This window comes from Mycobacterium sp. NGS63 (assembly GCF_059812295.1).
Genome location: NZ_JCALCJ010000012.1, coordinates 21247 through 33328, shown reverse-complemented (window position 1 = coordinate 33328; position 12082 = coordinate 21247). Strand labels below are relative to the sequence as shown.

General features: G+C 70.4%; 14 protein-coding genes. 12 read left to right on the top strand and 2 right to left on the bottom strand.

All coding sequences use genetic code 11. The features are described 5' to 3' along the window. Positions 1-113 precede the first annotated feature (113 nt). Genes mftE through mftG form a run of 3 tightly spaced genes read left to right on the top strand, consistent with a single transcriptional unit; the run spans position 114 to position 3700 of the window. Positions 114-845 (top strand): mycofactocin biosynthesis peptidyl-dipeptidase MftE, encoded by a 732-nt coding sequence (gene mftE / locus AC5Y4Z_RS24530; RefSeq protein WP_499967531.1) that lies wholly within the window; start codon positions 114-116, stop codon positions 843-845. Beyond that, positions 842-2254 carry a mycofactocin biosynthesis glycosyltransferase MftF gene (gene mftF, locus AC5Y4Z_RS24525; RefSeq protein WP_499967529.1) on the top strand — a complete coding sequence of 471 codons (1413 nt, stop codon included), beginning with the start codon at positions 842-844 and terminating at the stop codon, positions 2252-2254. The genes mftE and mftF overlap by 4 nt, the downstream gene beginning before the upstream one ends. A 6-nt stretch (positions 2255-2260) precedes the next feature. Beyond that, positions 2261-3700 carry a mycofactocin dehydrogenase MftG gene (gene mftG, locus AC5Y4Z_RS24520; RefSeq protein ID WP_499967527.1) on the top strand — a complete coding sequence of 480 codons (1440 nt, stop codon included), beginning with the start codon at positions 2261-2263 and terminating at the stop codon, positions 3698-3700. A 23-nt stretch (positions 3701-3723) separates the two neighbouring features. On the opposite strand, the gene AC5Y4Z_RS24515 is transcribed toward mftG, so the two are convergent. Both AC5Y4Z_RS24515 and AC5Y4Z_RS24510 read right to left on the bottom strand, forming a co-directional pair. Then, positions 3724-5109 carry a PE family protein gene (locus AC5Y4Z_RS24515; RefSeq protein WP_499967526.1) on the bottom strand — a complete coding sequence of 462 codons (1386 nt, stop codon included), beginning with the start codon at positions 5107-5109 and terminating at the stop codon, positions 3724-3726. A 386-nt stretch (positions 5110-5495) separates the two neighbouring features. Continuing rightward, positions 5496-6374, bottom strand: a complete 879-nt coding sequence (locus tag AC5Y4Z_RS24510) for a PE family protein (RefSeq protein WP_499967525.1) — start codon at positions 6372-6374, stop codon at positions 5496-5498. 265 nt (positions 6375-6639) lie between these two features. Between AC5Y4Z_RS24510 and AC5Y4Z_RS24505 the strand changes: the two genes are divergently transcribed. From AC5Y4Z_RS24505 to rpsC, 9 genes are all read left to right on the top strand, one after another. Further along, the gene (locus tag AC5Y4Z_RS24505) at positions 6640-7251 is read left to right on the top strand and encodes a TetR/AcrR family transcriptional regulator (protein WP_499967524.1); all 612 of its coding nucleotides are present in this window, start codon (positions 6640-6642) and stop codon (positions 7249-7251) included. A 335-nt stretch (positions 7252-7586) separates the two neighbouring features. Beyond that, on the top strand, positions 7587-7892 hold the full coding sequence (gene rpsJ, locus AC5Y4Z_RS24500) for a 30S ribosomal protein S10 (RefSeq protein WP_003873519.1): 306 nt from the start codon (positions 7587-7589) through the stop codon (positions 7890-7892). A gap of 14 nt (positions 7893-7906) precedes the next feature. Next, positions 7907-8560, top strand: a complete 654-nt coding sequence (rplC, locus tag AC5Y4Z_RS24495; protein ID WP_499967523.1) for a 50S ribosomal protein L3 — start codon at positions 7907-7909, stop codon at positions 8558-8560. After that, positions 8560-9225, top strand: coding sequence for a 50S ribosomal protein L4 (rplD, locus tag AC5Y4Z_RS24490; RefSeq protein WP_499967522.1), 666 nt, complete (start codon positions 8560-8562; stop codon positions 9223-9225). Before rplC ends, rplD begins: the two co-directional genes overlap by 1 nt. Then, complete coding sequence (rplW, locus tag AC5Y4Z_RS24485) at positions 9225-9527, top strand: 50S ribosomal protein L23 (RefSeq protein ID WP_066934863.1); 303 nt, start codon at positions 9225-9227, stop codon at positions 9525-9527. The genes rplD and rplW overlap by 1 nt, the downstream gene beginning before the upstream one ends. A 16-nt stretch (positions 9528-9543) precedes the next feature. Then, a complete protein-coding gene (gene rplB, locus AC5Y4Z_RS24480) occupies positions 9544-10386 on the top strand; it encodes a 50S ribosomal protein L2 (RefSeq protein WP_499967520.1) in 843 nt (280 codons plus the stop codon). 18 nt (positions 10387-10404) lie between these two features. After that, a complete protein-coding gene (gene rpsS / locus AC5Y4Z_RS24475; protein WP_010908582.1) occupies positions 10405-10686 on the top strand; it encodes a 30S ribosomal protein S19 in 282 nt (93 codons plus the stop codon). After that, on the top strand, positions 10683-11231 hold the full coding sequence (gene rplV, locus AC5Y4Z_RS24470; RefSeq protein WP_499967519.1) for a 50S ribosomal protein L22: 549 nt from the start codon (positions 10683-10685) through the stop codon (positions 11229-11231). Before rpsS ends, rplV begins: the two co-directional genes overlap by 4 nt. Beyond that, on the top strand, positions 11231-12082 hold the full coding sequence (gene rpsC / locus AC5Y4Z_RS24465; RefSeq protein WP_499967518.1) for a 30S ribosomal protein S3: 852 nt from the start codon (positions 11231-11233) through the stop codon (positions 12080-12082). The genes rplV and rpsC overlap by 1 nt, the downstream gene beginning before the upstream one ends.

The following is a 12082-nucleotide window of genomic DNA, read 5'->3' as shown; positions in this document are numbered from 1 at the left end:
GAAAATTGTGGTGCTCGCGAGGCGACCGTGACGGACGAGCCGAGAATTCGACCGTTCGGTGTACAAGCCGGAAAAAAAATAATTTTGAAGGGTCAACAATTGGTGCACGCCAGGTGAATTCGTCCTACCATCGGCGAGTGCCCGTACTCGGCGAATTAGGAACGGCGACGTCGAGCCAGCTATCAAGCACCTCGCCGTCGATAATGGTCCCGCTGGGGTCGACCGAACAACACGGTCCGCACCTGCCGTTGGACACCGACACCCGCATTGCGACCGCGGTCGCCCGTGGGGCCCGGGCACGCCTCGACCAAGAATGGTCGGTGGCGCCCGCCATCGCCTACGGCGCCAGCGGCGAGCACCAGCACTTCGCCGGAACGATCTCCATCGGCAGCGAAGCGCTGACGCTGCTGCTCATCGAGTACGGCAGGTCAGCCGCCAGCTGGGCCCGGCGGCTGGTCTTCGTCAACGGCCACGGCGGCAACGTCGGCGCGCTGAACGAGGCGGTGGGCCGGCTGCGCGCCGAGGGCCGTGACGTCGGCTGGTGCCCCTGCGTCGCCCCCGGCGGCGACGCGCACGCCGGGCATACCGAAACATCGGTGTTGCTGCATATCTCGCCGGCCGACGTGCTGACCGACCGGTGGCTCACCGGTAACCGGGCGCCGTTGCCCGAACTGCTGCCCTCGATGCGCCGCGGGGGAGTCGCGGCGGTCAGCCGGGTCGGGGTGCTGGGGGACCCGACCACCGCGACGGCCGCCGACGGGAAACGCATCTTCGCCGAGATGGTCGAGGAGTGTGTCCGTCGAGTCGCCCGGTGGTCGCCAGGGCGCGACGGGATGCTGACATGACGGCCACCCGGCTGCCCGACGGATTCGCCGTCCAGGTCGACCGCCGCGTCCGGGTGCTCGGCGACGGCTCCGCACTGCTGGGCGGCTCGCCGACGCGGCTGCTCAAGTTGGCCCCCGCGGCCCAAAGCATGCTGTCGGACGGCCGGCTGAAGGTTCGCGACGACCTGAGCGCGCAGTTGGCCCGCACCCTGCTCGACGCCACGGTGGCCCATCCCCGGCCCGCCGGTGGCCCCTCGCACCGCGACGTGACCGTGGTAATCCCGGTGCGCGACAACGTTTCCGGAACCCGGCGCTTGGTCAGCTCGCTGCGCGGGCTGCGTGTCATCGTGGTCGACGACGGCTCCTTCCCGCCGATCGAGCCCGAAGACTTCATCGGTGCGCACTGCGACGTCGAGGTGCTGCGGCACCCTAACAGCAGGGGTCCGGCGGCGGCGCGCAACACCGGCCTGGCCGCCTGCTCGAGCGACTTCGTCGCGTTCCTGGACTCCGATGTGACGCCGCGCCGGGGCTGGCTGGAAGCCCTGCTCGGCCACTTCTGCGATCCCACCGTCGCCCTGGTCGCCCCGCGCATCGTCGGCCTGTCACACAGCGAGAACGTGGTGGCGCGCTACGAGGCGGTGCGTTCGTCGCTGGACCTCGGGGAGCGCGAAGCCCCGGTGCTGCCCCACAGCACGGTCTCCTACGTTCCCAGCGCCGCCATCATCTGTCGGCGCTCGGCCATCCGTAACGTCGGGGGGTTCGACGAGACCATGCAGTCCGGCGAGGACGTCGACCTGTGCTGGCGGCTCATCGAGGCGGGCGCCCGGCTCCGCTACGAGCCGATCGCGCAGGTCGCCCACGACCACCGCACCGAATTGCGGGATTGGCTGGCGCGCAAGGCATTCTACGGCGGCTCGGCGGCTCCACTGTCGGTGCGCCACCCGGACAAGACCGCCCCGGTGGTGATCTCCGGCTGGGCGTTGATGGCCTGGATACTGATGGCGCTGGGGACCAGCCTCAGCCAGCTCGCCTCGATCGCGGTCGCCCTGCTGACCGGCGGGCGCATCGCCAAGGCGATGCGCGGCGCCGAGACCTCGCTGCTGGACGTCGTCGCGATCGCGACCCGCGGCCTGTGGTCGGCGGCGTTGCAGCTGGCGTCGGCGCTGTGCCGGCACTACTGGCCGCTGGCCCTGCTCGCGGCCGTCCTGTCGCGGCACTGCAGACGGGTGGTGCTCGTCGCGGCGGTCATGGACGGCGTGGTCGACTGGCTGCGCCGCCGCGACGCCACCGGCGAGGAGGCCGAGCCGATCGGGCTGCTGACCTACCTCGTGCTCAAGCGCGTCGACGACCTGGCCTACGGCCTGGGGCTGTGGTGGGGCGTGGCGCGCGAACGCAACGTGCGCGCGCTCAAACCGCAGATCCGCACGTAGACCAGCTTGACTAACGCCGCCCCGCACTGCGATGTGCTGATCGTCGGTGCCGGTAGCGCTGGATCGGTTGTTGCCGAACGCCTTTCCGCGGATCCCGGACGCGCGGTGACCGTCCTCGAGGCGGGCCCCGGACTCGCCGACCCGGTGTTGCTGGCCCTGACCACCAATGGGTTGCAGCTGCCGATCGGGGCGGGCAGCCCGCTGACCCAGCGCTACCTGACCCAGCTCACCGACCGGCACGCCCTCAAAGTTCCCCTCGTGCGCGGGACGACGGTGGGCGGTTCGGGCGCCGTCAACGGCGGCTACTTCTGCCGCGCGCTGCCGCGCGACTTCGACCGCGCCCCGCTGCCCGGCTGGGCATGGCCAGAGGTACTCGAGCACTTCCGCGCCATCGAGACCGACCTCGACTTCGACACCCCCGCCCACGGCAATGAGGGTCCGATCCCGGTGCGCCGGACGCGCGAAATGACCGGCGCCAGTGAGGCTTTCATCGCCGCGGCCGAACGCGCCGGCTTTGCCTGGATCGACGATCTCAATGATTGTGGGCCGGAACTGGTTTCGGGGCTGGGGGCGGTCCCGCTGAACATCGTCGACGGCGTGCGCGTCGGCTCCGGCGCCGCGTATCTGCTGCCGGCGCTCGGGCGGCCCAACCTGACCGTGCTGGAGCGCACCCGGGCGGTGCGGCTGCGGTTCTCCGGGACGGCCGCGGTGGGGGTCGAGGCGATCGGGCCCCAGGGCCCGACGACACTGGCCGCAGATCGAATCGTGGTGTGCGCCGGGGCGATCCAGTCGGCACACCTGCTGATGGTCTCCGGCATCGGCGAGGAAGCCATGCTGCGGGCGGTGGGCATCGGGCCGGTTGTGCCCCTGCCGGTGGGGACATCGTTCGGCGACCACCCGGAGTGGGTGCTGCCGACGAACTGGACGGTGGCCCCGGGCCGGCCCGTGCTGGAGGTCGTGCTGTCCACCGACGACGGCGTCGAGATCAGGCCGTACACGGGCGGCTTCGTGGCGATGACCGGCGACGGCACCGCGGGACACCCCGACTGGCCGCACATCGGGGTGGCGCTCATGCGGCCGCGGGCGCGCGGGCGCCTCACGCTGGTCTCGGCGGATCCGGTCGTGCCGCTGCGCATCGAGCACCGCTACGACAGCGATCCCGACGACGTCGCGGCGCTGCGCCGGGGCAGCGAACTCGCCCGCGAATTGGCCGGCGCGGCAACATCGGTCGGGTCACCGGTGTGGTCGACGTCCCAACACCTGTGCGGCACAACCCCGATGGGTGTCGACGGCGATCCGCGCGCCGTCGTCGACCCGCGCTGCCGGGTCTACGGCATCGAAAACCTGTGGGTGATCGACGGTTCCATCCTGCCGACCGTCACCAGCCGCGGGCCGCACGCGACCATCGTGATGCTCGGGCACCGGGCCGCCGAGTTCGTCGGGTGAAACTTGGCGCGCAGTACGCGCGATCAGAAGAAAGTGACGCCGTCCGGTCCAGGTACGCCCAGCAGCGAGCCGCCCTGCCCGCCGACGCCGGCAGCATCGAGGGTGGCCTTGAACCCGTTGCCGCCGTTGCCGCCGTTGCCGATCAGTTGCGCGTCGCCGCCGTTTCCGCCGGCGCCATCAGCGTTGAAGCCGAACCCGCCGTTACCGCCCGAACCGCCGTTGCCGATCAACGCGGCCCTACCGCCGGCGCCGCCGTGGCCGCCGATCTGGCCATCCCCGCCGGCTCCGCCGGCTCCGCCGTTGCCAACCAGGAATCCCGCCGTCCCGCCGGCACCGCCCGGACCGCCGGTGGCACTCGCGTTGACCAATCCGCCCGCGCCGCCCGCGCCGCCGTCCCCGCCGAGAATGCCGCCATTGCCGCCGGCGCCACCAGCGCCGGCGGTGAGTCCGGCTCCGCCCACACCACCCGCGCCGCCGGCCGCCCAAACCCCGCCGGTTCCACCGGTTCCTCCGGTTCCGCCGATGTTTGCGGTGCCGAAGCCTCCCGTGCCCCCGGCCCCGCCGGCACCGAACAATCCGCCGGCGCCCCCGCCGCCGCCGTTCCCGCCGCCCGAGGCGCCCAGGCCGCCGGCGCCGCCAACCCCGCCGGCTGCCAGGAATCCGCCCGCCCCGCCCTGGCCACCGGTACCGCCGACACCGCTGACGAATGCCGCGCCGCCCTGGCCGCCGACCCCGCCGACCGCGAAGAGCCCACTCGCGCCGCCGTTGCCGCCGGCCCCGCCGCTACTCGGACCGCCGATGCCGCCGTTGCCGCCGGCCCCGCCGACGCCGCCGAAGAAGCCGCCCGCGCCGCCGTTACCACCGGTGGCTCCTTCGCCGCCGGCTCCGCCGGCCCCGCCGGCTCCGCCGAAGAAACCGCCGGCCCCGCCATTACCACCGTTTTGGCCAGCTGCGCCATACGCGCCATTGCCGCCGTTGCCAAACAGCCAGCCACCGTCCGCGCCGTTCGCGCCCGTGTTCGGTTTTCCATTGGCGCCGTTGCCGATCAACGGCCGGCCCGTTAGCAGCAGGCTGGGCGCGTTGATCACATTCAGCACGTCCTGCTCGACGGTCTGCAGCGGGTTGGCGCTGGCGGCCTCGGTGACGGCGTATTGAGCGCCACCGGCATTGAGCAGCTGCACGAACTGCTGATGGAACGCCGCCGCCTGGGCGCTGACCGCCTGATAAACCTGTCCATGAGCGCCGAACACGGCGGCGACGGCCTCCGAAACCTCGTCCGCGGCCGCGGCCATGATGTTGGCCGTCGGGGCGAACGCGGCCGAGTTGGCCGAGCCAATCGTGGAACCGATGTTCGCCAGGTCTGCCGACGCCGCCGCTACATACTCGGGCGCTGCGAGAACGAATGACATGGGGGGTCCCTTCAGCGAGCCGGGATGCCGCTTCCCCCGCCTTGACGGCTGTTGTGGGTTGAAGCGTAGCTCGATCGGCGGTTCCGCTCGGTCCGTTTCCTGTTAACCACAAAAAATTTCAAAGATTGCTCGCGCCCGCGCAGGCATGCCTTGATGCGAAGCCGCTGACGAAGTGATCGATTGACATTGCCGGGCCGCCGGGAGAAATTCGCCTGGCATTCCAGGCGCGTTCATGGATTGGACCTATGCGATGACCGTTTCGCGCGCGGAGGACCCATGCCCGTGTCATGGCTTGCTATGCAAGCCATCGATGTTTGCGGATGGCTGCGATGATCGGCGCCGGCACGACGGTCACCTTGAGCGCCATCTCGCGTTCGTTCAGTGAATCAGGCTGAATAGGGCGGTATTTCGACCGCTTCGGCCGTCGCCACCGGTTGCTCCCTGCCGGCCGCCGCGGGCGCCGCCGCCGGGGAATAGGCCGGCGTGGCCGGAGAGTAGTTCGGCGTCGCGGCTGGCGCCGCGGTGAGGGGAGTACCGATCGGCATCGCCTGCGCCGCGGTGGCAGGGGAGAAGACCGGCGCTTCCGCCTCGACGGCGGCCACCGGGGCGACCGCGGACGCGGGCGCCGCCACCACGGGAGAAACTTCCGCCGCGGGGAACGCCGCAGCCGGTGCGCTGGCCGGGGCCAGCGGGGCCGAAGCCGCCGCCAGGGGTGCCCCCGCGAGCGGCGTACCCGTCGGCGCCAACGCGACCGGAGCCGCCGACACCGGCGCAACCGAAGCCGTTACCGGCGCCGCCGTGGCGGCCGGGGCCGCGCCACCGGCCACCCCCGCCGACGCCGCCGGCACGCTGGCCGCCGCGGACCCCGCCGATGCCGCTCCGCCGACGAGCGGCTGCGCGGTCGACGCGGCGCTGACGGCCTGACTCTGGACCCCGCCGCCGTTCGCGCCGCCGCCCAGCACGCCCTGGCCGAGCGACTGCAGGTTGGCGGCCTCGCTGACCGCGTACTGCTCGGCGCCGGAGCTCATCAGCTGGACGAACTGGGCGTGGAAGGCCTGCGCGGCGGCGCTGATCGCCTGATACGCCTGCGCGTGCGCGTCGAAGAGGCTCGCGATGCCGGCCGATACCTCGTCGGCGCCCGCAGGCACCACGCTGGACACGGGACCCAACGCTGCGGAGTGGGCGTCGTTGATCGCGGATCCGATGTTGCCCAAATCCATTGCCGCGGCCGCCACGTACTCCGGCGCTGCGATCACATAGGACATTCCGCTCCCCCGGCTAGCCTCGACATCGTCCGCCTCCCCGTGACGGACGCTGCTCAAGCCGGATGGTAGCGCCCACCGCCGGTGCGCCGGGGCGTTTTCAGACGATTCCGGCCGACCCCGGGACTACCGCCGACGCGCGTCGCATCAGTACGCTGATCACGCCGTACCACGTTTCGAGACTCATAGTCTCGTTTGTCAGTCAGGGAGGTGGCTCGCAATTACCGGCGGGAGTACCGATCCCCGGCCAGCGCGGTCGCGAGCCCGCTTGCTCGAGGCCGCCTCCGCGCTACTGCGCTCCGGGGGACCCAGCGCGGTGACCGTCGACGCGGTCACCCGCAGCGCCAACGTGGCGCGGGCCACGCTGTATCGGCACTTCCCGAGCGGAAACGACTTGCTGGCAGCGGCGTTCAACAGCCTGATACCGCCGTCGCCGATGCCGCCGCCCGAGGGCACGCTGCGGGATCGGCTCATCGCGTTGGTGCTGGCCCAGGCCGACGCCGTGGCGCATGCGCCGGCCGCGCTGGCGGCGATGTCGTGGCTGGCCCTGGGGCGCGACCTGCAGGCGTGGCCGGAGCCCCGGCACGAGCCCGCGGCCGACACCGCATCGATCACCACGCTGCGCGAACGCATCGCCCAGCAGTACGCGGCGCCGTTCGACGCGATCTTCGACAGCCCGGAAGCCGCCGCCGAGCTGGGCGAGGTCGACCGGTCGCGCGCGATCGCCCTGCTGATCGGACCGCTGGTCCTGGGCCGGCTGTCCACGCTGCCCGACTTCGATTACCGCGAATGCGCGCGCGAGGCCGTCGACGGTTTCCTGCATGTTCAGCGCGCGCTACACAGGGCCAGCGCGGCGAGCATCGAATCGGCAGGTGCCTGAGCCCGTCCGGCCCGGCGCCGAATTTTGACCGAGAATGATCTTCAGGCATACTGTTCAGGTTGCCTTTCGCCAGGTTCTGCGCCTGGCCGGGCATACGACCAGCGCCCACAACGGGCGCGTCCGGTCCCATCCTTGGTACGCGACTAATTTGGCCGCGAGCAAGGCTGCGTAAGGGTGACACGCCCGACCGCGGGGGCCGGTGGACCACGACAGGTAAACAGCGGCGCAGTATCCGGCGCGGCGCTCGATCGGCCCTCGCGGGCCGGCCGATGGGCGCGCCGGGAGGCACCAGGCTCGGACACGGGCCATTTTCGAGGAGTGAGGGTAGGAGAAGCGTGGCGGGACAGAAGATCCGCATCAGGCTTAAGGCCTACGACCATGAGGCCATCGACGCATCGGCGCGCAAGATCGTCGAGACCGTCGTCCGCACGGGTGCCAGCGTCGTAGGTCCGGTGCCGCTGCCGACCGAGAAGAACGTGTATTGCGTCATCCGCTCTCCGCATAAGTACAAGGACTCGCGGGAGCACTTCGAGATGCGCACCCACAAGCGGTTGATCGACATCCTCGATCCCACGCCGAAGACGGTCGACGCGCTGATGCGCATCGACCTGCCGGCCAGTGTCGACGTCAATATCCAGTAGGAGATCCAGAACTCATGGCAAGAAGAGGCATCCTGGGTACCAAGCTGGGCATGACGCAGGTGTTCGACGAGAACAACAGGGTTGTGCCCGTGACGGTGGTCAAGGCCGGCCCCAACGTGGTGACCCGCATCCGCACGCCCGAGCGCGACGGCTACAGCGCCGTGCAGTTGGCGTACGGCGAGATCAGCCCCCGCAAGGTCAACAAGCCGGTGACCGGTCAGTACACCGTGGCGGGCGTCAACCCGCGCCGGTACCTGGCCGAGCTGCGCCTGGACAATTCGGACGCCGCCGCCGAGTACGAGGTCGGCCAGGAATTGACGGCCGAGATCTTCGCCGACGGCAGCTACGTCGACGTGACCGGCACCTCCAAGGGCAAGGGCTTCGCCGGAACCATGAAGCGGCACGGCTTCCGCGGCCAGGGCGCCAGCCACGGCGCCCAGGCGGTGCATCGCCGGCCCGGTTCCATCGGCGGCTGCGCCACCCCGGCGCGTGTCTTCAAGGGCACCCGGATGGCCGGCCGGATGGGCAACGACCGGGTGACCGTGCAGAACCTGTTGGTGCACAAGGTCGATACCGAGAACGGCGTGCTGCTGATCAAGGGCGCGGTCCCCGGCCGCACCGGTGGGCTCGTGATGGTCCGCAGCGCGGTCAAACGAGGTGAGAAGTGATGGCTGCCAAGAACGCGCTCAAGATAGATGTCAAGACGCCCGACGGGAAGGTCGACGGCTCCATCGAGCTGCCGGCCGAGTTGTTCGACGTCGAGGCCAATATCGCGCTGATGCACCAGGTGGTGACCGCGCAGCGCGCGGCCGCCCGCCAGGGCACGCACTCGACCAAGACGCGCGGCGAGGTTAGGGGCGGGGGCCGCAAGCCCTACCGGCAGAAGGGCACCGGGCGCGCCCGGCAGGGCTCGACGCGCGCCCCGCAGTTCACCGGCGGTGGCACCGTGCACGGACCCAAGCCGCGCGACTACAGCCAGCGCACGCCCAAGAAGATGATCGCCGCGGCGTTGCGCGGGGCGCTGTCCGACCGCGCCCGCAACGGACGCATCCACGCCGTCACCGAACTGGTGGCGGGCCAGACCCCGTCGACCAAGAGCGCCAAGGCATTTCTGGCCACGCTGACCGACCGCAAGCAGGTGCTGGTGGTCATCGGGCGCGCCGACGAGGCCGGTGTGAAAAGCGTGCGCAACCTGCCCGGCGTGCACGTCCTGTCGCCCGACCAGCTCAACACCTACGACGTGCTGCGCTCCGACGACGTGGTGTTCAGCGTCGAGGCCCTCAACGCCTACATCGCTGCCAACAACCAGACCGCCGAGGAGGTTTCGGCCTGATGGCGACCATCGCTGACCCCCGCGACATCATCCTGGCGCCGGTCATCTCCGAGAAGTCCTACGGGCTCCTCGATGACAACGTCTACACGTTCGTGGTGCACCCCGATTCGAACAAGACGCAGATCAAGATCGCCATCGAGAAGATCTTTTCCGTCAAGGTCGCGTCGGTGAACACCGCGAACCGGCAGGGCAAGCGCAAGCGCACCCGGACCGGATACGGCAAGCGCAAGAGCACCAAGCGGGCCATCGTGACCTTGGCTCCGGGCAGCAAGCCGATCGACCTCTTCGGCGCACCGAGCTAGAAAGACCTGATTAGACATGGCAATTCGTAAGTACAAGCCGACGACCCCGGGCCGCCGGGGCGCCAGTGTGTCCGACTTCGCCGAGCTGACCCGGTCGACGCCGGAGAAGTCGTTGGTGCGTCCGCTGCACGGTCATGGCGGCCGCAACGCGCACGGCCGCATCACCACCCGCCACAAGGGCGGTGGGCACAAGCGCGCCTACCGGGTGATCGACTTCCGTCGCAACGACAAGGACGGCGTCAACGCCAAGGTCGCCCACATCGAGTACGACCCGAACCGCACCGCGCGGATCGCGCTGCTGCACTACCTGGACGGGGAGAAGCGGTACATCATTGCGCCGCAGGGCCTCTCGCAGGGCGATGTGGTGGAGTCGGGCCCCAACGCCGACATCAAGCCGGGCAACAACCTGCCGCTGCGCAACATCCCGGCCGGCACCCTGGTCCACGCCGTGGAGCTGCGGCCCGGTGGTGGCGCCAAGCTGGCGCGCTCGGCGGGGTCGAGCATCCAGCTGCTCGGCAAGGAGGGCAGCTACGCCTCGCTGCGCATGCCCAGCGGCGAGATCCGCCGGGTCGACGTGCGCTGCCGCGCCACGGTCGGCGAGGTGGGCAACGCCGAGCAGGCAAACATCAACTGGGGCAAGGCCGGTCGGATGCGCTGGAAGGGCAAGCGCCCGTCGGTCCGCGGTGTGGTCATGAACCCGGTGGATCACCCGCACGGTGGTGGTGAGGGTAAGACCTCCGGTGGTCGCCACCCGGTCAGCCCGTGGGGCAAGCCGGAGGGCCGCACCCGCCACCCGAACAAGCAGAGCAACAAGCTCATCGTCCGACGCCGGCGCACCGGCAAGAAGCACGGTCGCTAGGAAGTCGAGGAGTAACCCATGCCACGCAGCCTGAAAAAGGGACCGTTCGTCGACGACCACCTGCTCAAGAAGGTGGACGTCCAGAACGAGAAGAACACCAAGCAGGTCATCAAGACCTGGTCGCGTCGTTCGACGATCATCCCCGACTTCATCGGCCACACCTTTGCGGTGCACGACGGGCGCAAGCACGTCCCGGTGTTCGTCACCGAGGCGATGGTCGGCCACAAGTTGGGTGAGTTCGCCCCGACGCGCACCTTCAAGGGGCACATCAAGGATGATCGGAAGGCCAAGCGGCGATGACCACAACTGAATTTCCGTCGGCGGTCGCCAAGGCGCGGTTCGTGCGGGTGTCGCCGCGAAAGGCGCGCCGGGTGATCGACCTGGTGCGCGGCAAGTCGGTGACCGACGCGCTGGACATCCTGCGCTGGGCGCCGCAGGCCGCCAGCGAGCCGGTGGCCAAGGTGATCGCCAGCGCCGCGGCCAACGCGCAGAACAACAATGGCCTGGACCCCGCGACGTTGGTGGTCGCCACCGTCTACGCCGACGAGGGGCCGACCGCTAAGCGCATCCGCCCGCGGGCCCAGGGCCGCGCGTTCCGGATCCGCAAGCGCACCAGCCACATCACGGTCGTGGTGGAGAGCCGCCCGGCCAAGGACCAGCGGTCGGCGAAGTCGACGCGTGCCCGCCGCGCCGAGGCCAGCAAGGCCGCCGCGACGGCGCCGGCCAAGAAGGCCCCCGCCAAGAAGGCGCCCGCCGCGAAGAAGACGCCCGCCAAGAAGGCGCCTGCGAAGAAAGCCGAAGCCAAGACGTCTGAGACTTCTGAAGCGAAGGGAGGCTCAGACTAGTGGGCCAGAAGATCAATCCGCACGGCTTCCGGCTGGGCATCACCACCGACTGGAAGTCGCGCTGGTACGCCGACAAGCAGTACGCCGAGTACGTCAAGGAAGACGTGGCGATCCGCCGGCTGCTGTCCACCGGCCTGGAGCGCGCCGGCATCGCCGACGTGGAGATCGAAAGGACGCGGGACAGGGTTCGCGTCGATATCCACACCGCGCGCCCCGGCATCGTCATCGGCCGGCGCGGCACCGAGGCCGACCGGATCCGGGCGGACCTGGAGAAGCTGACCGGCAAGCAGGTTCAGCTCAACATCCTCGAGGTGAAAAACCCGGAGTCGCAAGCACAATTGGTGGCCCAGGGCGTCGCCGAGCAGTTGAGCAACCGCGTGGCGTTCCGCCGCGCGATGCGCAAGGCCATCCAGTCGGCGATGCGCCAGCCCAACGTCAAGGGCATCCGGGTGCAATGCTCCGGCCGTCTCGGCGGTGCGGAGATGAGCCGCTCGGAGTTCTACCGCGAGGGCCGGGTGCCGCTGCACACCCTGCGCGCCGACATCGACTACGGCCTGTACGAGGCCAAGACCACCTTCGGCCGGATCGGCGTGAAGGTGTGGATCTACAAGGGCGACATCGTCGGCGGCAAGCGCGAATTGGCCGCCTCGGGAGTGGGGGCCCCGGCGGGCGCCGACCGTCCACGCCGCGAGCGGCCGTCGGGCGCGCGTCCGCGGCGCAGCGGCGCGTCGGGCACCACGGCGACCAGCACGGAGGCCGGCCGGGCCGCCGGTGCCGAGGAGACCACCGCGTCCGCCGCGCCCGCCGCCGAAGGGGCGCCCGCCCCCGAACCGCAGAGCACGGAGAGCTGA